We start from the raw sequence: 22707 nt of genomic DNA on the forward strand, positions 1-22707 counted from the left end.
CCAGTTTAGATCATCATGTTGAAGTGAAGGTAGTTCATAATCCACACAGAACCTACTAAAAGGATAGCAATTGTGAGGATTGTATAAACAAATGCAATCACGTTCCAGCGTTGCTCTGAAGAAGAGTTCATATGCAGGAAGTAAACTAACTGAATAAGAACCTGAGCAACCGCAGTAATCGCGATTACGGCAACCAATAGACCGCGGCTAAAACCACCTGCCATTACCATACCGAATGGAATTACGGTAAGTAGAACAGAAAGGATAAAACCGATTGTATATTGTTTAACGTTACCGTGAGCTGCACCAGCAGAGTTATGATCGTGACTCATTAGATAACTCCCATCAAGTAAACAACGCTGAATACGCAGATCCAAACGATGTCAAGGAAGTGCCAGAACAAGCTTAGGCAAGCAAGACGACGAGTGTTTGGAAGTGTCAAACCATATTTCTTGATTTGGAACATCAACACAAGCATCCATACCAAACCAGAAGTTACGTGAATACCGTGCGTACCAACTAAAGTAAAGAACGCAGATAAGAACGCACTTGTGCTTGGGCCATGACCAGCATGAACTAAATGATTGAACTCATAAAGTTCCATGCCAATGAAGGCTGCACCAAATACCCAAGTAACTGCTAACCAAGTTAAAACTTGACCAACATTTTTCTTGTATGCTGCAAGAACAGCAAAACCAAAAGTTACAGAAGAGATAAGAAGGGCGAAAGTTTCAGTTAAAACGAAACCTAAAGATTCACCAAACAGCTCTTGTGCACTTGGCGTACCCACTGGAACGTGGCTACTTAATACAGCGAACGCGATGAAGAGTGTCCCGAAAAGAACCAAGTCACTCATCAAGTAAGTCCAAAAACCAAAGACAGTGATGTCAGTATCATCGTGATGATGATGTTCGTCATGTCCGTGGTTGTCGTGATGAAGTACTTCAGCCATTGTCTTAGTCCTTCTTCAAATGTTTTTCAAGAAGCGCGTAGCGTTCATTTTCAATACGTTCAACTTCTGCAGCTGGAACATAGTAGTCCACTTTCTTTGTGAAAGAAGAAACGATGAAGCTGATAATTGAAGCAATGAAAGTTACAACGACTAACCACCAGATATGCCAGATTAATGCAAAGCCCATAACTGTAATAAACATTGCAATTACGAAACCTGCCGCACGGTTTGTAGGCATATGGATGTCTTCGTATGTAGTTGGCTTAGCGTAAGCAACACCATTTTCTTTGTCAGTCCAGAAAGTATCAATACCATTGATCTTTGGAAGATAAGCAAAGTTATAGAATGGTGAAGGAGATGAAGTAGCCCACTCAAGAGTACGACCATCCCAGATATCGCCAGTAACGTCCATGTTGTCTTTGCGTTGAAGGAAACCAACAACGATTTGCATAACAAAACAGAAGATACCGATAGCAACCAATACAGAACCAAATAAAGCGATCGCTAAGTACGGATCCCATTCAGGGTTGTCATATGTATTCAAACGACGAGTCATACCCATGAAACCAAGGATATAAAGTGGCATGAATGCAAAGTAGAAACCGAAGAACCAGAACCAGAACGCTGCTTTACCCCAAGTTTCATTCAGTTTCCAACCAAACATTTTTGGCCAGTAGAAAATGATACCCGCGAACATCGCGAACACTACACCACCAATAATTACGTTATGGAAGTGAGCGATAAGGAATAAAGAGTTGTGTACTAAGAAGTCCGCTGGTGGAACTGCCATTAATACGCCTGTTAAACCACCAATACCGAAAGTCACAAGGAAGCCAAGTGTCCAAAGCATTGGAGTTGTATAGGTGATGCGGCCCTTGTACATGGTGAATAACCAAGAGAAGATTTTCACACCAGTAGGGATCGCAATGATCATGGTCATGATACCGAAGAACGCGTTAACGTTGGCACCAGCACCCATTGTAAAGAAGTGGTGAACCCATACAACTAGTGAAAGAACACCAATTGCTACAGTTGCGTACACCATAGATTTGTAGCCGAACAACGCTTTGCGTGAGAACACAGCAGTAACTTCTGAGTAAATACCAAAAGCAGGTAATACCAAGATGTAAACTTCCGGGTGACCCCAAGTCCAAATCAAGTTTACATACAACATTGGGCTACCACCCATGTCATTTGTAAAGAAATGGAAGCCGAAGTAACGGTCAAGTGAAAGCATTGCAATAGTCGCAGTCAAAACTGGGAATGTTGCAACGATAAGCACTACAGTAACTAATGCAGTCCAAGTGAAAATAGGCATGTCCATAAGTTTCATGCCAGGTGCACGCATTTTGATGATGGTAACGAAGAAGTTAACACCAGTAAGAAGCGTACCTAGACCAGAAACCTGAAGTGCCCAGATATAGTAGTCTACACCTACACCTGGAGAGTATTCGATGCCAGAAAGTGGAGGGTAAGCCATCCAACCTGTTGCAGCGAATTCACCAATTGCAAGAGAAGCCATCATCAAGCCCGCAGCGCCGGCGAATAACCAGAAGCTAAGAGAGTTTAATAATGGGAATGCTACGTCACGCGCACCAATTTGAAGTGGTACAGCAACGTTCATTAAACCAACAACTAGACCCATTGCTACGAAGAAGATCATGATTACGCCATGGGCAGTAAAGATCTGGTCATAGTGTTCTGGGTGTAAGTAACCTTCACCGCCACCTTTTGCAAGGAACAGTTGAAGACGCATCATAATCGCATCGGCAAAACCACGCACAAGCATGACAATTGACACGAGGATATACATGATACCAATTTTTTTATGGTCTACAGATGTGAACCATTCGTTCCACAAGTAGCCCCATTTTTTAAAGTAGGTGATACCAGCAACAATTGCGATACCGCCAAGGATCATCATTGCAACAGTAACCAACACGATTGGGTCGTGTGGAATTGCATCTGGTCCTAACTTACCTAATAAGCTCATGTCTTATTCCCCTGCAACAGTCGCATGTTCAACGCCTGCATGAGCTTCAGAAGCAGCAGCTTCGTGTCCAACAGTAGCTGTATGATCAGCACCGTGGTAGTTACTCATGTATTTATTGATCACTGATTCGAACAATTTAGGTTCTACTGAAGAGTAATAAGTCACTGGATGTGGCTTAGTAGGGTAAGGCTTCATTGCTTCAGCTTTAGCCTTTTCTTCAGGAGTAGTTGCTCTAGCAACTAAAGCTTCGATCTGGTGTTTAGAGCGGTTGCCGTCACGTAAGGTTGCAAATTCAGCTTGGTCTAAAACAGTTTTTTGAACTGCTTCAGGATTAACTGAAGAACCATTACCAGCTTTAACAGCAGAAACCCATTCAGCAAACTGAGCATCAGTCACAGCATGTGCACGGAAGCGCATTTGTGAGAAGCCATAACCTGAATAGTTAGAAGAGAAACCACGGAAGCCTTCAGCAGGACTAGTTTCATCAGCTAATAAGTTCAAGTGAGTTTGCATACCTGCCATAGCATAAATCTGACCACCTAACGCCGGAATGAAAAATGAGTTCATTGTGAAGTTAGATGTTAAACGAAGGCTTACAGGAGTTTTCTCAGGGAAGCGGATCTCGTTTACAGTCGCGATGCCTTGTTCAGGGTAGATGAAGATCCATTTAAATTGTTCAGCAATAACTTGAACAGTTAAAGGAGCTTTATCTGACTCGAGTGGACGGTAAGGGTCATACTTGTGGGAACCCCACCAAGTTAACCAAGCTAAAATAGCGATAATAATTACGGGAATACCCCAAACTACAACTTCAATTGCAGTCGAGTGTGCCCAAGTAGGTGCATAGTCTGCATCTTTATTTGACGCGCGATATTTCCAACCAAACCATAACGCCATAAGTGCTGATGGAATAACGACCAACAACATTAGGTAGATCGCAGTAAGCATGAGGTTTGATTGACCTTCAGCAACTGGACCTTTTGAGTTTAGAAGTACCATATCACCACCACACCCAGTTAAGAGTGCAGCGATCGCAGATAAAGACAATACAGCTAAAATTGTTTGTCTCATTTTACAACCTCGGTGAAGAGTCCCATTCCCTAAATTTAAAATTTGGGATAGCGAATAAAGTGTCGCATGATTGTGATTTTTTCAGACATGAAAAAACAGTCACAATGATGCGACACCGCTACGTTGTAGGGCATTATGCCTGATATCGGCAAACTAAGCTATACATAAAGATGCTTTAAATGACTGTATTAAAACCCTATTTTGCTAGTCAGGATTGTATTTTTTTTATCTAAATTTTATTTTAATTTCAATATAATGCACAAAAAAGGGATGAAAAAATCATCCCTGAATAAAAGTGAAAATTATTGGTTTATTACCTTGGTTTTTGCCAATTTGTCATGCAAGGTTTGACGCTTCTTGCCGAAAATGAAAACGGAATCGATGATTACGCTTAATGGCATTGATAAAAAGTTCAGGAAAATAAATAAAACACTGCGTAAAGTGAAGCCACGCATGAGGTTTACAGGTTGACTGGTTTCGGCATCTACAATTTTAATTTTGGTGATTTTTTTACCAATGCTTTGACCTGATTTAGCAATCAAATATGCTTGAATGAAAAGCATAATGAAGAGATACGCAAACATTGCAATCCAAGCTTGGTTGGGAAACATTTCAACCATTTGTGTTTGTAGTGCTTGTAAAACATTGGGGTCAGCATTTGGGGTCATCACAGCTTGCATAAACTGTTCATTCAGATTTGCAAATTGTGTCTTTTCACTTGGACTAAAAAATGCCGTTAAGATAAAAGTTGCTGGTATCCAAAGCAGTAAATCGACGATTTTCGCCAAAACACGTTTAGGAATACTAGCTAGGCTAGTTTGCTCTTGTACCGCTTGAGGCTGTGCATAGGTATTTGATGGCGTAGTTGCAGTTTGATTTGATTCGAATGCTGTTGGTGCAGTATATCCTGCAGGCATATAAACCAACTGACCTTGAGTGAGTTCACCCAAAGCTTTCCATTCGGTCATACCTTGGTGCCAAACCAAGTCCGTGAGTAACACTTGTTGGCTCGCGAGCATTTGGTTAAGTTGTTCTAAGGTGTAGGGACCAGCTTGTTGGTTATTTCGTGCCAAGTAAATCTGCATAAAACTAAAATCTCAAAAAACGTCTGTAAAAGTATAAATAAAAAAAAAGACCCACATGTGGGTCTTTTTTTAACACAGTTTATTAAGCTTGTTGAGCTTTTTCTTCAGAAAGGAAGAACCAAGTGTCTAATACTGAGTCTGGGTTAAGCGAAACAGACTCAATGCCTTGTTCCATTAACCATTTAGCTAGGTCAGGGTGATCTGAAGGGCCTTGACCACAGATACCGACATATTTACCTGCTTTACGGCATGCGTGAATTGCCATAGAAAGTAATGCTTTCACTGCAGGGTCACGTTCATCGAACAGGTGAGAAACGATACCAGAGTCACGGTCTAGACCGAGTGTTAACTGAGTTAAGTCGTTAGAACCGATAGAGAAACCGTCGAAGTGTTCAAGGAACTGTTCAGCCAACAATGCGTTAGTTGGAAGTTCACACATCATGATCACTTTAAGACCATTTTCACCACGTTTAAGACCGTTAAGCGCTAACAATTCAATAACTCGTTTCGCTTCAGCAACAGTACGTACGAAAGGAATCATGATTTGAATGTTAGTTAAGCCCATTTCATCACGTGCTTTTTTCAGTGCGCGGCATTCAAGTTCGAAGCAGTCACGGAAGTTGTCAGACACATAGCGGCTAGCACCACGGAAGCCTAGCATTGGGTTTTCTTCTTCAGGTTCGTATAACTTACCACCGATTAAGTTTGCATATTCGTTTGACTTAAAGTCAGACATACGAACAATCACTGGTTTGTCAGCAAACGCTGCAGCAAGTGTAGAAATACCTTCAACTAGTTTTTCAACATAGAATTCGATAGGAGATGCATAACCTGCAGTACGTGACATTACAGCAGCACGAGTTTCACGTGGTAAGCTGTCAATGTTAAGCAATGCTTTAGGGTGTACACCGATCATACGGTTGATGATGAACTCAAGACGAGCAAGACCAACACCTTCGTTAGGAATTTGAGCAAAGTCAAATGCGCGGTCAGGGTTACCTACGTTCATCATGATTTTGAACGGAAGTTTAGGCATAGATTCGATAGAGTTGCGTTGGATTTCAAAGTCCAAAGAACCTTCGTAAATAAAGCCTGTGTCACCTTCAGCGCAAGACACAGTCACTTCTTGACCGTCAATCAATACTTCAGTTGCATTACCACAACCTACGATTGCAGGAACACCAAGTTCACGTGCAATAATCGCAGCGTGACAAGTACGACCACCACGGTTAGTGACAATCGCAGCAGCACGTTTCATTACTGGTTCCCAATCTGGGTCAGTCATGTCAGATACAAGTACGTCGCCGTCTTGAACTTTGTCCATTTCTTTGATTGAAGTCACGATACGCACGCGACCAGAACCAATACGTTGACCGATTGAACGACCTTCACAAATCACATTACCTTTTTGTTTAAGAAGGTAGCGTTCCATTGTGCCTACATTTTGACGGCTCTTCACAGTTTCAGGACGTGCTTGAACGATATAGATTTGGCCATCATCGCCATCTTTCGCCCATTCGATGTCCATTGCTGAACCGTAATGGTTTTCAATGATCAATGCTTGTTTAGCAAGTTCTTGAAGTTCGTGGTCATTTAAAGCGAATTGTTGACGATCTGCTTTTTCAACGTCTACAACAACCACTGATTTACCCGCAGCACCTTCTTCACCATAAATCATTTTTTGGTGTTTAGAACCAAGGTTACGACGTAATACAGCGTGTTTTCCTGCATTTAGAAGTGGTTTAGATACATAGAATTCGTCAGGGTTAACTGCACCTTGTACAACCATTTCACCCAAGCCATAAGATGCTGTGATGAAAACTGCGTCACGGAAACCAGATTCTGTATCAAGTGTAAACATTACACCAGCAGCACCTGTTTCAGAGCGAACCATGCGTTGAACACCAGCAGATAACGCAACGACGTCATGTGCGAAGTTTTGGTGTACACGGTAAGAAATTGCGCGGTCGTTATAAAGTGAAGCAAATACTTCTTTAATCGCAACAAGGATGTTATCGATACCACGGATGTTCAAGAAAGTTTCTTGTTGGCCTGCAAATGAAGCGTCTGGTAAGTCTTCTGCAGTTGCAGATGAACGAACGGCAACCGCGATTTCAGGGTTGCCGTTTGAAAGAGCTGTGAAAGCTTCACGAATTTCTTTTTCAAGTTCAGCAGTCAGCGGAGTGTCTACAATCCATTGACGGATTTTCGCACCAGTTTCAGCAAGTGCATTTACATCGTCAACATTGAGTGCAGCAAGTTCAGCGTTAATTTTAGCGTTCAGGCCACTTTGCTCGAGGAATTCACGATATGCTTGAGCTGTAGTAGCAAAACCACCAGGAACAGATACACCAGCATTTGCGAGATGGCTGATCATTTCACCTAATGATGAGTTTTTACCGCCCACGAGTTCTACGTCGTGTTTCCCTAATTTTTCTAGACCAATTACGCGCGCTTCCAAAGTTGTTACTCCACTTTTGCAGTATTAATCACTATCTTGGCATGAAATTATAACAAATTACTTAGCATTCTAAATTTACTAAGTGACAGTCATGTAAGATGGTTTACTATAATGATTATATAGCACTAAGACAAATTTTGGAGGAGAATTTTAATGTCAGAAGGTAAACAGATTCAGCGTAGTGTTTTCTTTGTTTCGGATGGTACCGCGATTACCGCAGAAACGCTTGGTCATTCACTGTTAGCCCAGTTCCCTCATGTAGATTTTGACATTCATATTATTCCTTATATTACCTCTGAAGAAGCAGCTACAAATGTGGTTGCAGAGATCAATCTTAGAGCGCAGCAAGACGGTCAAAAGCCTTTGGTGTTTGACACCCTTGTTGACCCGTATGTACGTGACATTATTAATACGGCAGATGCAGTAAATCTTGATGTTTTTGAAGGGCTTATTAGTAAATTATCTGACGAGTTAGGCACAGCTCCTACAACTTTAGTCGGTCAAACCCATGCAGTAACAGATTCTGAGTCTTATAAAGCACGTATTGATGCGGTGCATTTTGCTTTAGATAACGATGATGGGGCACGTACTCGTCATTATGACAAAGCCGACTTAATTTTAATTGGCGTGTCACGTTCGGGTAAAACACCGACTTCCATCTATCTCTCTTTGCAATTTGGTATTCGTGTAGCGAACTATCCGTTGACAGAAGAAGACTTGGATGACAACCGTTTACCTGCAGTTTTACGTGAGCATAAACATAAGTTATTTGGCTTGATGATTGATGCAGAGCGCCTTGTAGCAATTCGTTCAGAGCGTAAGGCCAATAGCCGTTATGCAAGTTTTAGTCAGTGCCAAATGGAACTACGTGCGATTGAAGGTATTTATATTTCTGAAGGAATTAAATACTTAAACGTGTCTGAAATGTCGATTGAAGAAATTTCTACACGTGTTTTACAAATGACCGGACTGAAGCGTCGCATTGGTTAAGTGTAAATTGAGCCACTTTGGTGGCTCTTCTGATGATAATAAATTACTGTATAAATTATATAAAAATAGTATTAATTTCTGGTTTGTCATACTTTTAATGAATGATAAATATTTAAGATATTGATGAAAATTTTCCTCAATATTTAGACTTAAATTTTAAGCAATTTTTGCATTTATTTGTGTACCAGTTCGATGAATTTCTTTGCCTGGAAATTTATAAAATATGGCCAAATTGACAGCACAAATCTTTTATAAAAATCCGTGTTTTGCTGTATTTTTATCTATGAATTAAGCCTGAATAATCCACTTGATATGAGTTGTATAAATACAAGATTTAGCTAATATGGTTTAATATTTAATCAATTTTTCAAAAATACTGATTTAAATGCTAAAAAAATAGGCAGAAAATAGAATAAAAAATAATCAAACAGTCGCTTTTGGGTGTTAAATATCAAGAAATGTCATCATTTATTTAATTGATGTGGGTGAAAAGTGCTCTAATTGAGACAATTCAGGCTTTAAAAGCTGATATGAAGTGATATTAAAATTGGATTTTAAGCAGTTATTTTCCTATTGAATATAGATTAGAACATAAGTAAATGTTGGCTAAACATGAGCATCGGTATAAATTTGCAAACATATATTTTGGTACTAAAAGAGTTGTGTAAGACAAAATTAAGCGACTGAAAAATTATTGGTTTGAAATAAAGTTTTCATGAAGAATTGATCATAACTATTCAAAAATCGCACCTCTATAAACTCGCTGTAGCTGCTGGTGCAGGTCGGATGCATGATTTAAGTCTGAGCGTTTAAAAAGCATGTAGCACGATTAAAGCTATTTTCATTTATAGATTTTTAAGAATCCTTAGCCTTACCGAATAGAAGTATTCAATAACGTAGGGGATCTAGCAAAAGCCACCAGAGATGGCTATTGGTGTTGTGAGTTTTGATCAATCGGATAAATTCTAGTAATTGTCATGTGAAAATAATTGCAATGTAATTACTTTTCTTTAGGCTGGTTAGATTCGCTGCGCACAATGACATCACACTCAAACGTATGCTCATCTAAAGCCGTGATTGAATTACTCTGAATTTTTGCAATAGGCCAAGTGTTTAAGATGCAGTTGGGCTGCTGTAATGCTGCATAATAATGATCCGATTTTAGGAAGGTTTTGTTCTGAATTGCGGTATTTGGACTGAGTAAATGTCTTAACCAATGGTTCGGCACTTGATCTTCTAAAAAGCGAATCGCCAAAATACTCTTAATACGATTGCTAAATAAACGTCGATTTTTTGCAATCAGTGGATGTTGAATTAATTTATTCAATAGACGTTCAGTACGCGGTAAAACAAATTGCGGTTTGATTTGATAGACCATGATGTTATCTGCAACCTGACATAGATGATGTAGTTCAGAGACCACATGCTGATCTATCCCAATAATTGCGATTTTTTGATTCTTAAAATCATAATCTTTGATCTGTTCTGAACTGATGATCGTTCCACGAAAGTGTTCAAAATCCTCTAGATGATTATTAAAAATATGGTGGGTTGCATCCTGCTTGTTGGCCATATTTATTCCTTGTCTTTTGTTTTTTTAGTTGAGTCTTAGATAGGAATATATTCTGTGATGGGCCAGTCGGGGTAAAGCGTTTTTTCAGTCTGATGAGTCATACAATTTGTCTAGAATTGATTTGCTTGGCCCTTGTCATTTATACATTTCTAGGAGTGAACTGATTTTTTTATGCGTTGAAGTTCATCTTTCGCTCAAGCAGGTCGAAATAATGAGCGACCTGCATGAACAGCTTTTGAGATCTATAATTTTGTGAGTTTTAAAGTGGTTCATCATCTGATGAGTTATAGTCAAGCTGACTCGTGGTTGAATGTTTAAGTTCGGGTTGGTCGGTATGGGTACGTAAATAGTCCATATCACGAATATTTTTTTGTACAGCAACTGCACCAAACAGACTCATTAGGAAAGCCATCATGTAAAAACCTTTTTCACTTAATGCCAGTTCAGCATTCCATAGACCAATGGCAAGAAGTACGAGGCAAATAATGACGGATGCCCAGCACAGTCCAAAGTAGATTGCAGTGACATGCATTCCTTCTAAACGGTCACGAATGATTTTTTGTAGTGAAACCGATGAAAATAATCCATAAAGCAATAAAATGAGATAAAAGCCTTTTTCATTCAACATCATATTTGCATTGAATAAACCTATGCAAAACACCACAGCGCCTAAGATCAGTGCACACCAACTTGCTGCGATAAATGCGGGTGTGGGTTTATTAATATATTGGCTCATCTGCTTATTTTTCTCTTTGTTTTGCTTATGTTTAATATTTATACAGCAATAAAAATGAGTAAAGCAATTATTTCGTTGAGGCAATGATGGTTTTTAAGTACAGGTTTAGTCGTTGTTAGCCGAAACCATATTATCTGTTGACTGCTATCCGTCTAAAGAGCCACAAAAAATGTAGTCACAATTCTACCTTTAGACGGATTAAACGCTTGGATTAGATCATTAAGTTTAGAGTCTTAAGCGAGATCATTTTTGATTTGCATTAAACGTTCGAAGTTTTCAATGCGCTTATCGGTATCGTAAATGTCACAGGTGAAAATAAATTCATCAACGTCATATTTGGTGAGTAGGTTTTCTAAACCTGCTCGAACGGTTGCATTTGAACCGACTTGTCCCATAGCGTAGAAATTATCTACGGACATCTTTTCTGCAGCAGACCATAGGCCTTGCATACTGTCGACTGGAGCTTTGAGTTTTAAACTTTGACCACGCATTAAACCTAAAACGCGTTGATAAGCACTCGTTGCCAGATATTCTGCTTCTTCATCTGTTTCAGCAACAACCGTTGGTACGCCCATAGAGACATAAGGTTGATCTAAATATTCGGATGCTTGGAAATTTTCACGATAGAGCTGAATTGCTTGTCCAAGCATGCGTGGTGCGAAATGTGAAGCAAAAGAATAGGGTAGACCTAAACGTGCAGCGATTTGTGCACTGAACAGACTTGAACCTAAAAGCCATACAGGAACATGTGTATTTTGTCCCGGTGTAGCAATGATACGCTGCTGTGGCTCAGGTGCTTTAAAGTATTGCAATATCTCAAGGACATCTTGTGGAAATTGATCTTCGGTTTCCTGACGGCCACGGCGTAAAGCGCGCATGGTGGTTTGGTCGGTACCTGGTGCCCGACCTAAGCCGAGTTCAATGCGGCCGTGATATAGCGTTTCAAGCGTGCCAAATTGTTCAGCGACAACCAACGGCGCATGGTTAGGCAACATAATCCCGCCTGAACCGAGCTTGATAGATTGTGTATTTGCTAAGAGATAACCGAGTAAAACCGCAGTTGCAGAACTTGCGATGCCGTCCATATTGTGGTGTTCGGCTAACCATAGACGCTCATAGCCAAGTTGTTCTGCTTTCTGTGCTAACTGGAGTGCATGTTTGAGTGAAAATTCGATGGTTTTATCATCTCGAACAGGTGCGAGTTCAAGTATTGAAAATTTTGTATCGGCTAGAGTACGCATGTTTTCTCTCAGAGATCTTTATATCGAAATAATACGATATAAAACGCCTAATGTATATCGAATAAATTCGATATATTGGTTGGGCTGTGTAAAAAGTCAACTTTTGGTATATCTAAACTTTTTTTTATAAACAAAAAAAGCACCCGAAGGTGCTGATTTTTTTCATTGAAATATCTCGATTAACGTTTACCGTTTTTGTACCAACCTAAGTGACGACCATTGTCTCCACGGTAGCCTCGGTCGTTGTAGCTGTAATTATTGGTACGATAGCCACGGTTGTTATAACGACGGTCATAGCGATCATCATAACGACCATTGTAGCGGTCATCATAGCGACGGTCTTCAGACACTTTTTTACCTAGTGCAGAACCACCGGCTGAACCAAGTGCAGCACCGATATAACCACCGTTTGTGCCGCCCATGTTTTTACCTACGGTATAACCACCTGCGCCACCAAGTGCGCCACCAATGATGGCACCATTACGGTCACGTTTGTTCGCCGATGCTGCTGCACCTGCACCGCCACCAATTGCTGAACCAATCATTGCGCCAGTTTGACCGCCAACTTGGTTACCGATTGCTGCACCAACAACACCACCTAAAGCAGATGTTAATGCAGTATTGGTACTATTACCTGCATGTGTTGCAGTCATAGTAAGCGCTGAAGCGGCAATTGCTGCACTGAATAAAATTTTATTAATTTTCATTTTTAAACTCCTTACGAAGCATGATGTTTATCTGTTGATATCAATATATGAAAACACATAGCGAATATTTGGAGCGTGATGTGAAATAAAATACGTGTTCCGTTGCTGCAATGTAAATTTTGCACTTTATTTCTACATGATTGATCACATGGATAGAGTGGATCAACTCTACATATTTGAGGTGCAATAAATAAAATTGTATTTATCATTTGAAAAAAGGCGATACATAAAAAAAGCACCCGAAGGTGCTCTTTTCACGATCCAATACGGACTCACTAATTTTGAATTAGTGACGACGACGGTAACGTTTTTTGTATTTACGTTCTTGGTGTTTGTCGTAAGCTTTATCTTTAGAGATTTTATTACCTAGAGCAGCACCACCAGCAGCACCTAGTGCAGAGCCGATGTAACCACCGTTTGTACCGCCCATGCTTTTACCAACGGTATAACCTGTACCACCACCTAAAGCACCGCCGATAGCAGATTCTGTACGGTTACGTTTATTACTTGCTACCGCAGCACCACCAGCACCACCAAGAGCAGCACCAATTGTAGCGCCGGTATTACCGCCCATGTTTTTACCAATTGCAGTACCTGCAACACTACCTAATGCACTAGCTGCAGCAACGCGTGTTGTACTATCTGCATTTGCAGACACAGTGAACATAGAAGCAGTTGCTAGAGTGGCTGTCATTAAAAGAGTATTCAGTTTCATAGTTCACTCCATGTCCTTCATAAACGCGAGGACTTTTTCATAATCATTTCGATGGCAGTAAATGTAACAAAACTATTCGCTATAAATATGGAGAGCTTTCACTTTATTTAGTGATTTGAGTGTCTAGTTTGTATAAGTTTTATTAATATTGTGAAAAAAATGGTCGAATGCTGAAAATCTGTACGACTTTGTGGAGAAAGGTAGGAGTGATGAATTTCACACTTTAATATTTCGGGTCATCGATAGGCCAAAAAACAATAAATATGTCATTTCAGACCCATTATCGGTACACTAGCGCCATTATTTTGAATTTTGGCATATCCGTGAAAGTTTAGCGGTAGAGCCTGTGTATTGAGATTTTTTGAAAAATGAAAGAATCGTTACGTTTACGATTAGATCAGCTCTCTGACCGTCACGAAGAATTAAATGCATTACTCGCAGATGTAGAAGTCATTTCAGACAATAAACGTTTCCGTCAGTTGTCTCGTGAGCATAGTGATTTATCTGAAATCACTGAAGTTTGGAAAAAATACCGTCAAGCAGAAGAAGATATTGAAACTGCTGAAGTGATGTTGACGGATCCAGATTTCAAAGAAATGGCCGTTGAAGAAATTAAAGAAAATAAAGCTTTGATTGGTCAGCTTGAAGCAGACTTAAACATTCTGATGATTCCAAAAGATCCGAATGATGCGAACTCTGCCTATTTAGAAATCCGTGCCGGAACGGGTGGTGACGAAGCCGCGATTTTCTCTGGTGACTTGTATCGCATGTACAGTAAATATGCTGAATCACAAGGTTGGCGTATTGAAGTGTTGTCTGAAAATGACGGTGAACACGGCGGTTATAAAGAAGTGATTTGCCTCATCAATGGTGAAGGCGTATATGGTCGCTTAAAATTTGAAAGTGGCGCACATCGTGTACAGCGTGTGCCTGCAACTGAGTCTCAAGGTCGTGTTCATACTTCGGCATGTACTGTTGCGATTTTGCCGGAAATTGATGTAGACACTAGTGTTGAAATTAATCCTTCAGAACTACGTATTGATACCTATCGTGCATCTGGTGCGGGTGGTCAGCACATTAACAAAACTGACTCTGCTGTGCGTATTACCCATATTCCAACGGGTACAGTTGTAGAATGTCAGGATGAACGTTCACAGCATAAAAACAAAGCCAAAGCGATGGCGCTATTGGTTTCTCGTTTAGAAAATGCCAAACGCGCAGCAGCAGATGCAGCGACATCTGAAATGCGTCGTGACTTGGTGGGTTCTGGTGACCGTTCTGAGCGTATTCGTACCTATAACTATCCACAAGGTCGTATGACTGATCATCGTATTAACCTAACACTGTATAAGTTAGATGCTGTGATGGAAGGTGATTTGACTGAATTGCTAGATAGTTTGCATCGTGAATATCAAGCCGATCAGTTGGCGTTATTAGCACAGCAGAATGGTGGCTAATGAATATTGCACAGGCTTTGGCCTATCGTGGTGAACCTGAGAGTTATGAACGTCAGGAAAATGCGTGGTTGTTAGAGCATATCACCAAGATTGATTCTTTTGATTTAATCATGAAAAAGGATCAAGAATTAACAGCTGAGCAAGAACAACTCTATGTTGAAAGTCTTGCACGTATTACCGCAGGTGAGCCTTTGGCTTACGTCACAGGTTCTCAGCCATTTTGGACGCTAGACTTAAAAGTGACTAAAGATACTTTGGTACCACGTCCTGATACGGAAGTACTTGTTGAAACTGTACTGCGTTTAGAACTTCCTGAAGATGCTCGTGTGGTCGATTTAGGAACAGGAACTGGTGCTGTAGCGTTATCATTAGCCAGTGAACGTCCAGATTGGTCAATTGTGGCTTCAGATATTTACGAACCTACATTGGAAGTCGCTGAGTTTAATGCCAAAAAGCATGATCTTGAACATGTGCAGTTTGTCTTAGGTTCTTGGTTGAAACCCTTTGGTCGTGCTTTCTTTGATGTAATTGTGTCAAATCCGCCGTATATCGATGCTGATGATGTACACATGAAGGATTTGGCGACAGAGCCTGAACGTGCTTTGGTTGCAGACAATCATGGGCTTGCAGATCTTGAGCAAATCATTCTTCAAGCCAAAAAACATTTAACCGTGAATGGTTGGGTGGTGCTCGAACATGGTTATGACCAAGGTGAAGCGGTCAGACATTTGTTCTTACAAGCTGGGTATCGAAATGTTCGGACTGTAAAAGATTATGGTGGCAATGACCGTGTCAGTTTAGGCCAGTGGCAACACTGATTTGGTGTTAGAGAAATAGTCAAAAATAAAGCGCATTGAATGCGCTTTATTTTTTTGTTTTTGATATTCGATCAATACTTACATTGGGTAGTCTTGTAAGCTATCGAAAACTTCAACTTGTTCTAAAGCTGCTGTTTCTACTGCAAGACAGTAAGCAATAATTTTTGCAGTTGCATTCACTAAATTTTCATCTTTTAGATTTGCACCTGCTTGAATTGCTTCAATGTCATCCGCTTGGATATCCAGTGCATGAGCAACTTCAACTGCATTTTCAGTGCTAAAAAATTGTGAGATCAAATTTTGCAAATCGATATCTGCAATAGTTTTAAGCTGTTCATGAAACAGGTCATCAATTGCGTCAATCTGAGTGAAAAGAGAATCTGAAAAGTTTTGAACAAGTTGTTGTTCAAGAACATCAATCATCTTAAGCATAGGAAAGCCTTTCAAGGAGATGCAGGAGAATTGGAAAATAAATAAGCAAAGCGCTTTAAATTGAGTGAAAAATAACCTAATTAGACTAAAGTAGCAATCGTTCAAGGATGAATGGTCAGTCTATTTATTGAATATTTTTAAGTTATTGATTTTCTATTAATTAGATGAATATTCAATTTATAAATAGCGAATATCAAATTTTAGGCCTTGAATTCAGGCGCATTATTTTGTCGATACGCACCAGGACTGACACCTGTCCATTTTTTAAAAGCCCGATGGAAAGCACTCGGATCATGAAAATTCAGTTCTTCACTGATATCTTGCAAGCTTTTATCGGTATGGGTTAAAAAATCGATGGCGGTATCTCGTCGGATATCATTTTTGAGTTGTTGATAACTCACACCTTCACTTTTAAGACGGCGATGCATGGTGGCTTCCGACATATTCATTTTGACCGCCAACTCATAAAACTCTAACCATTCGGCAGGAGAAACGTCTAACAGTTGTTTACGAATTTGGCTGCTAAGTGCATACGGGTTTTTAAAACGAACCAAGAGGTTTTCAGGCGTTTGTTGTAGGAATTGATACCAGGAACGTGTGTCTTGTTTGATGGGAAGGCTTAAATAACTGGCATCGAGCTGTATATAGTTTTGACTGGCTTGATAATGAATATTTTCACAGAAGCGAACTTTGTAGTCGTGATCATCAAGCGGTGCATCACATTTAAATTGGATTTGGTTTAATAAAATCCGTTGACCACTTAGCCAGCACAGTAGCGTATGGATGAGCATTAAATATGTGGCATAGCTGAACATGCGTTTAGGCGCATGTTGGTCATAGATCACGATATAAGCAAAGTGATCTTCAATAGTTAAATCACTATGCAAGTCATCTAAAACCAGATTTAAAAATTGTAGGATTTGCTTGAGTGCATCACCCAAGGTGCTGTTATGCATGACCATTTTCGACAGTAGCTTAAAACTACCACGTCGCATAGCATGCCGATCCATGCCAAAAAATTCATCATCCATCACATCTGCAAGATGAGTCCATAAAGCCGCATATTGTGAAACGGAAACTCTGGTTTTACGCGATAGCAGTAACTCAGAGGGAATACCCGCCTTTTGTAAAATAGCAGAAATATCAAAGTGCTTTTTTTGCGCATCGTGTAATGCTTCATGCACCAAGTCGATAGAAATCGTCCCTTTACTGTATTCGAGTCCATGCTTCGGCATATGTGCGGATAGGTCCTTGTTCAGAATTGTCCAAATACATCAGAAAAGATGCAACATTTGGAAATTGTACTGAATAAATTCTCTGTTTACTCTGCATCTTAAGTCGAATTTAAAACAAGATATCGTAAATAGGGAAATGCTATGGACATTAAAGGAAAAGTTTTTGTTGTGACCGGTGGTGCATCAGGACTAGGCGCTGCGACAGCAACACATCTGATTGGCCTGGGTGCAAAAGTGATTATTGTGGATATGAATCATGAGCATGGCGAAGCGATGCAACGTCAACTGGGTGATCATGCCAAATTTGTTCAATTGGATGTTACCGATGAACAAGCGGTCGGCGCTTTCTTTGCACAAGTTGAAGCGGAATTTGGTCAACTTAATGGCTTAGTGAACTGCGCAGGTATCGCACCCTCTGCAAAAGTTTTAGGTCGTGACGGATTACATGATTTGGCGATGTTCCAAAAAGTATTAAATATTAATGTTTCAGGCACATTCAATATGCTGCGCTATGCGGCACAACTGATTGCTAAATATGAATTAAAAGCAGGTGAAGAAGAGCGTGGCGTGATAGTGAATACTGCGTCGGTTGCGGCTTTCGATGGTCAAATTGGTCAGTCGGCTTATGCAGCATCTAAAGGGGCAGTGGTTGCAATGACATTACCTCTTGCACGTGAGCTTGCACGTGAATCAATCCGTGTGATGACCATTGCTCCGGGCATTATGGAAACGCCGATGCTCAAAGGCTTAGCACAAAATGTACAAGATGCTTTGGGGCAAATGGTGCCTTTCCCTCCACGTTTAGCAAAACCACAAGAGTTTGCAAACTTAGTGACGCATATTTTTGAAAATGCTTATCTCAATGGCGAAGTGATACGTCTTGATGGCGCGATCCGTATGCAGCCTAAATAGTTATTTATTAAAACTGCTTATTCAGGCTTCTACGACGGAGTCTGATCGAGAATAACTTTGTTGACAGTAGCTCATCTTGTTACTTTTGTTTTAGGCAAAAGTAACCAAAATCATTGTCATTTGCAAAACTCGTCATCAAGTATTTATTGATTTACGGGTCGCAGAAACACTAGAGATTAATAGCGTCCTGCCTCAGACAGTTGTAAATGACGTCGTCGTGTATCCAACTTTGCTTTATACAGCCAAAGAATTTTTAATTCCGCAGTTATCCAAAATTTAAAGCTATTCCCGCTATAAAAGATTTAGAAAAGGAAGTCTCATGATTTTAAATGATGAACAAAAAATGGTTCAGGACATGATGCGAAGCTATTCGCAAGAAAAACTGAAACCAACGGCTGCAGAGCGTGACAAAACGGCAGCATTTCCTGCACAAGAGCTAAAGGAACTTGGTGAGCTGGGTGCTTTAGGCATGACGGTTTCTGACGAATGGGGTGGTGCAGGTTTAGACTATGTGTCTTTGGTTGTTGCCTTAGAAGAAATTGCTGCAGGTGATGGTGCGATTTCGACGATTGTCAGCGTACAAAACTCACTGCCTTGTGGCATTACGCAGCGTTATGGTACAGAAGCACAAAAAGAAAAATACTTAAAAAAATTAGCCACAGGCGAATGGTTAGGTTGTTTTTGCCTAACAGAACCACAAGTGGGTTCAGATGCGAGCGCATTGGAATGTAAAGCGGAGCGTGATGGTGATGAGTGGGTGTTAAATGGCACCAAGCAATTTATTACTACAGGAAAACATGCCCAAGTAGCCTTGGTTTTTGCGGTAACGGATAAGTCTGCAGGTAAAAAAGGGATTTCGTGCTTTTTAGTACCAACGGATGCGCCGGGTTATATCGTAACGCGTTTAGAAGACAAAATGGGTCAGCATTGTTCCGATACAGCAACGATTGTTTTAGATGACTGTCGTATTCCTGCGGATAGTCTTTTAGGCCAAGAGGGTGAAGGCTATAAAATTGCCTTATCAAACCTAGAGTCAGGTCGAATTGGTATTGCAGCGCAGTCTGTGGGTATGGCACGAGCAGCATTAGATGCTGCCGTTGAATATGCCAATGAACGCAAGGCATTTGGGGTGGAGATTGTACAGCATCAGGCCGTGGCATTTCGCCTAGCAGATATGGCCACCCAAATTGAGGCAGCACGCCAATTGATCTTCCATGCAGCGACGTTAAAAGATGCCGGTTTTCCATGTTTAAAAGAAGCCTCAATGGCGAAACTTTTTGCATCGACGATGGCTGAACGTGTGTGTTCAGATGCCATTCAAATCCATGGGGGCTACGGTTATGTATCTGATTTTCCAGTAGAACGAATATATCGTGATGTGCGTGTCAGTCAAATTTATGAAGGTGCATCGGACATTCAGCGGCTGGTGATTGCACGTGAAGTCACCAAAGGGTGAAAGGTTAAAAAATAGACTTTGGTCGATGTTCAAACCCTGCAATGGCGTTGATGGTTATGGAAATTGCAGGGCACATCCAAACATGGTTATCTAGGTATAGACAGTCTAAGAATAGGTAATTTACGAATAGATTGTCGAAGAGTATAAGTTTCAAAACTAAAAAGCCGACATTGCAATCGGTGTATAGAAAAGCAGTAAAAGCGGATGTGGCAAAGGAATCGTCACGGTTACGCAGCGGTACAACAACAAGATTAATAAACCTCAAAGTATTGCACTTTGAATCATAGAGAACAGGATAGGAATTGTCGTCATGAAGACACTAGAACAAGCATATCGTGATTTTAATTTTGAAAAGATGGTTACAGAACAATTGGTCGGTACGCCAAAATCAATCAATGCTTATGATGAATGTTGTGGGCGCTATGTTGGGCAAAATCGAACTGCACTGATCTGGGAAGGTAAAAATGGTGAATCTGAGCAATGGACTTTTGAGCAATTAGATTTAGCATCTGCACAATTGGCAAATTATTATCAACGCATTGGACTGAAAGCAGGTGATTGCATTGCAGGTCTTTTACCTCGCACAGCAGAGTTGTTGATCACCGTATTGGCAACATGGCGTATAGGGGCAATTTATCAGCCTTTGTTTACGGCATTTGAGTCCAAAGCGATTGAACATCGGGTGCAAACAGCGGGAACAAAGCTGATTGTAACCAACACCGAGCAACGCTCAAAACTCAATCATATTGATTTACCGCATATTTTAACTGTACATGCCGATCAAGCAATTCAGACAGATCCTGACTTTTGGTCAGAGCTGCAACTTCATGACACCACATTTAACTCAGTACCGCGTTCATTTGATGATGAATTTTTAATGATGTTTACCTCAGGGACGACCGGTTTAGCCAAGTCTGTCCCTGTGCCACACAAAGCGTTGTTGGCATTTAAAGGGTATATGACACATGCAGTTGATTTGCGTGAAGAAGATTCATTTTGGAATTTGGCAGATCCGGGTTGGGCTTATGGTTTGTACTATGGAATTGCAGGGCCATTAAGTTTAGGACACAGCATTATTATGGATGAACGTGCTTTTAGTGTTGATCATGCACTTCAAGTCATCAAAAAATATAAAGTCAGTAATTTGACCGGTTCACCAACGGCATTTCGTATGTTCTTTGGTTTTAAAGAAAAATTTGATGAATCCCTAAAATCACATTTACGGGTTGTGAGTAGTGCAGGAGAGCCACTAACGCCCGAAGTGATTCAATGGTTTAATCACGATTTAAACGTCAATATTTATGACCAATATGGACAAACAGAACTCGGTATGGTGATTGCAAATCATCACGCTTTAGAACACTACAAAAAAGTGGGTTCAGCCGGTTTTGCTATACCGGGTCATCGTTTCGCGGTGCTTAATAAAGACTATCAAGAAATTGAACGCGGTGGCATTGGAACATTGGCATTAGATTGGTCGCAATCTCCACTCATGTGGTTCACAGGCTATGGTGGCAATAACCGTAAAGCCTTTGTCGGGAACTACTATTTAACCGGTGATACCGTTCGTTTAAACGAAGAAGGCGGCATTGATTTTGTAGGTCGTGCAGACGATGTCATTACAACGTCAGGCTATCGTGTTGGGCCTTTCGATGTGGAAAGCACATTATTAGAATGTGAAGAGGTTTTAGAGTCGGCAGTTGTTGGTAAGCCTGATCCTGAGCGGACTGAATTGGTCAAAGCTTTTGTGGTATTGAAACCACAATATCAAGCAAGTTCTGAACTCATGGATAAACTACAAGCCTATGTACGATCTCGTTTATCCAAGCATGCTTATCCAAAAGAAATTGAATTTGTGGATGGGTTGCCTAAAACATCGAGTGGAAAAATCCAACGTAATTTGTTGAAGCAACAAGAAGTGGCCAAAGCGCAATTAATTCAAAAGGTCAGTTGAGTCAATTTATATACGCAAAAAAGGCTGCTTGATGCAGCCTTTTTTAAATTGATGTTTGAGCTGGTAAAACCATTCATTCCAGATCATATATGCACTTGACTAACTATGGGACAATCCAAATTAACCTAAAATTAAAGCATTCATTCAAATCAATAAAATCATTTAGTTTAAGTTCAGGGTATTATGTTCAGTATCAAGTTCTTGAGTTTTACCTGTTAAATTGCCCTTCAAAGCTTTGAATAAATGGGTGACTTTATTGTCTTTGACATTCCAGAATTCTGCACTAATAGGATTAGCTATCAAAACGCGAACAGTAGGATCAGTCTTGCCATCGAACCAGTTTTCAGCCCAAGGATTCCATAATTTATCGATTAGGGCCGCATCTGTACTGATTTCTCCATGAGCACTAATTGATACATAAATATCGTCTGAAGGTTTAGCGAATGCTAATCCAAGATGATTACGACCTGCATTGACTGCCTCTACAAGGTCATTGTTTTCTTTCATAAGAAAATAGATATTTTCATGCTCATTCATCTTATCAGAATTAAGCATGGTCATAGGTTGAGAATGAATTTCTTGCTTGTCAGTGACATGGCTAATCATGGTGAAACGCACGTCTTTAATGAGTTCCCATAATTTTTGTCGCTGATCTTGTTCAACGTATTCTTGTGACATTTTATTCTCCACTTTTAAGTAATCACTTTGGGGTAAAGGGGTAAATATGACTGAGCACAAAGTATTTGAATAATGTGTGTTAGCTCATAAGTTTATCTAACATATTGTGTCAGCAATAGATTTCTTTCATAAGTCATTTTTCACTCAGCTCCAAGTTATAAATTCCAGCAATTAGATTGAATCTTAATGCTAGTCTTTTGCCTCGATTGCGATATCGCTCAGCAAGAATTTTGAAGGTTTT

20 protein-coding genes and 1 pseudogene are annotated in these 22707 nt (G+C 40.3%); 6 read left to right on the forward strand and 15 right to left on the reverse strand.

Translation table 11 applies throughout. From position 1 onward, the window contains the following. Positions 1-5: 5 nt before the first annotated feature. The 6 genes from FTU79_RS14955 to ppsA form a co-directional block, all read right to left on the reverse strand. Positions 6-332, reverse strand: coding sequence for a cytochrome o ubiquinol oxidase subunit IV (locus FTU79_RS14955; protein ID WP_078188582.1), 327 nt, complete (start codon positions 330-332; stop codon positions 6-8). After that, positions 332-952, reverse strand: coding sequence for a cytochrome o ubiquinol oxidase subunit III (gene cyoC / locus FTU79_RS14960; RefSeq protein ID WP_078188581.1), 621 nt, complete (start codon positions 950-952; stop codon positions 332-334). Before cyoC ends, FTU79_RS14955 begins: the two co-directional genes overlap by 1 nt. Positions 953-956: 4 nt before the next feature. Beyond that, positions 957-2945 carry a cytochrome o ubiquinol oxidase subunit I gene (gene cyoB / locus FTU79_RS14965; RefSeq protein WP_078193968.1) on the reverse strand — a complete coding sequence of 663 codons (1989 nt, stop codon included), beginning with the start codon at positions 2943-2945 and terminating at the stop codon, positions 957-959. Positions 2946-2948: 3 nt separating this feature from the next. Next, complete coding sequence (gene cyoA / locus FTU79_RS14970; protein ID WP_180051123.1) at positions 2949-4016, reverse strand: ubiquinol oxidase subunit II; 1068 nt, start codon at positions 4014-4016, stop codon at positions 2949-2951. 302 nt (positions 4017-4318) lie between these two features. Further along, entirely contained in the window at positions 4319-5101 is a 783-nt protein-coding gene (locus FTU79_RS14975) for an RDD family protein (protein WP_180005233.1), read from the reverse strand. Positions 5102-5183: 82 nt separating this feature from the next. Beyond that, positions 5184-7562, reverse strand: a complete 2379-nt coding sequence (gene ppsA / locus FTU79_RS14980) for a phosphoenolpyruvate synthase (protein ID WP_180026418.1) — start codon at positions 7560-7562, stop codon at positions 5184-5186. 153 nt (positions 7563-7715) lie between these two features. Between ppsA and FTU79_RS14985 the strand changes: the two genes are divergently transcribed. Further along, entirely contained in the window at positions 7716-8552 is an 837-nt protein-coding gene (locus FTU79_RS14985) for a pyruvate, water dikinase regulatory protein (protein ID WP_168377735.1), read from the forward strand. 1000 nt (positions 8553-9552) lie between these two features. Here FTU79_RS14985 and FTU79_RS14990 read toward each other — a convergent pair. The 5 genes from FTU79_RS14990 to FTU79_RS15010 all read right to left on the reverse strand — a co-directional run bounded on the left by FTU79_RS14990 (position 9553) and on the right by FTU79_RS15010 (position 13524). Then, complete coding sequence (locus tag FTU79_RS14990) at positions 9553-10125, reverse strand: flavoprotein (protein WP_180004943.1); 573 nt, start codon at positions 10123-10125, stop codon at positions 9553-9555. 259 nt (positions 10126-10384) lie between these two features. Next, a complete protein-coding gene (gene yiaA / locus FTU79_RS14995; RefSeq protein ID WP_180007913.1) occupies positions 10385-10861 on the reverse strand; it encodes an inner membrane protein YiaA in 477 nt (158 codons plus the stop codon). Between the two features lie 233 nt (positions 10862-11094). Then, positions 11095-12102, reverse strand: a complete 1008-nt coding sequence (locus tag FTU79_RS15000; RefSeq protein ID WP_180051126.1) for an LLM class flavin-dependent oxidoreductase — start codon at positions 12100-12102, stop codon at positions 11095-11097. Between the two features lie 179 nt (positions 12103-12281). After that, positions 12282-12809 carry a hypothetical protein gene (locus FTU79_RS15005; RefSeq protein WP_168377731.1) on the reverse strand — a complete coding sequence of 176 codons (528 nt, stop codon included), beginning with the start codon at positions 12807-12809 and terminating at the stop codon, positions 12282-12284. A 286-nt stretch (positions 12810-13095) separates the two neighbouring features. Next, positions 13096-13524, reverse strand: coding sequence for a glycine zipper domain-containing protein (locus FTU79_RS15010; protein ID WP_078193959.1), 429 nt, complete (start codon positions 13522-13524; stop codon positions 13096-13098). A gap of 368 nt (positions 13525-13892) precedes the next feature. Between FTU79_RS15010 and prfA the strand changes: the two genes are divergently transcribed. After that, positions 13893-14981, forward strand: coding sequence for a peptide chain release factor 1 (gene prfA / locus FTU79_RS15015; protein WP_180051129.1), 1089 nt, complete (start codon positions 13893-13895; stop codon positions 14979-14981). After that, positions 14981-15799, forward strand: a complete 819-nt coding sequence (prmC, locus tag FTU79_RS15020; protein WP_111884285.1) for a peptide chain release factor N(5)-glutamine methyltransferase — start codon at positions 14981-14983, stop codon at positions 15797-15799. The genes prfA and prmC overlap by 1 nt, the downstream gene beginning before the upstream one ends. Positions 15800-15877: 78 nt before the next feature. Here the strand turns inward: prmC and FTU79_RS15025 are convergent, their stop codons facing one another. Together FTU79_RS15025 and FTU79_RS15030 are read right to left on the reverse strand one after the other, a co-directional pair. Next, on the reverse strand, positions 15878-16231 hold the full coding sequence (locus FTU79_RS15025; protein ID WP_180051132.1) for a hypothetical protein: 354 nt from the start codon (positions 16229-16231) through the stop codon (positions 15878-15880). Positions 16232-16431: 200 nt separating this feature from the next. After that, positions 16432-17466: an AraC family transcriptional regulator gene (locus FTU79_RS15030; RefSeq protein ID WP_180051135.1), complete on the reverse strand. Its 1035-nt coding sequence runs from the start codon at positions 17464-17466 to the stop codon at positions 16432-16434. A gap of 141 nt (positions 17467-17607) precedes the next feature. Between FTU79_RS15030 and FTU79_RS15035 the strand changes: the two genes are divergently transcribed. The 3 genes from FTU79_RS15035 to FTU79_RS15045 all read left to right on the forward strand — a co-directional run bounded on the left by FTU79_RS15035 (position 17608) and on the right by FTU79_RS15045 (position 21788). After that, positions 17608-18378, forward strand: coding sequence for a 3-hydroxyacyl-CoA dehydrogenase (locus tag FTU79_RS15035; protein WP_180051138.1), 771 nt, complete (start codon positions 17608-17610; stop codon positions 18376-18378). A 319-nt stretch (positions 18379-18697) separates the two neighbouring features. Further along, on the forward strand, positions 18698-19834 hold the full coding sequence (locus tag FTU79_RS15040) for an acyl-CoA dehydrogenase family protein (protein ID WP_180051140.1): 1137 nt from the start codon (positions 18698-18700) through the stop codon (positions 19832-19834). A 310-nt stretch (positions 19835-20144) separates the two neighbouring features. After that, positions 20145-21788 carry an AMP-binding protein gene (locus FTU79_RS15045; protein ID WP_180051144.1) on the forward strand — a complete coding sequence of 548 codons (1644 nt, stop codon included), beginning with the start codon at positions 20145-20147 and terminating at the stop codon, positions 21786-21788. Positions 21789-21950: 162 nt separating this feature from the next. Here the strand turns inward: FTU79_RS15045 and FTU79_RS15050 are convergent, their stop codons facing one another. Then, on the reverse strand, positions 21951-22466 hold the full coding sequence (locus FTU79_RS15050) for a pyridoxamine 5'-phosphate oxidase family protein (RefSeq protein ID WP_180051148.1): 516 nt from the start codon (positions 22464-22466) through the stop codon (positions 21951-21953). 133 nt (positions 22467-22599) lie between these two features. Then, positions 22600-22707: pseudogene (locus FTU79_RS15055) on the reverse strand (IS5/IS1182 family transposase); the annotation flags it as partial.

Source organism: Acinetobacter sp. YH12144, assembly GCF_013418345.1.
GTDB lineage: Bacteria > Pseudomonadota > Gammaproteobacteria > Pseudomonadales > Moraxellaceae > Acinetobacter > Acinetobacter amyesii.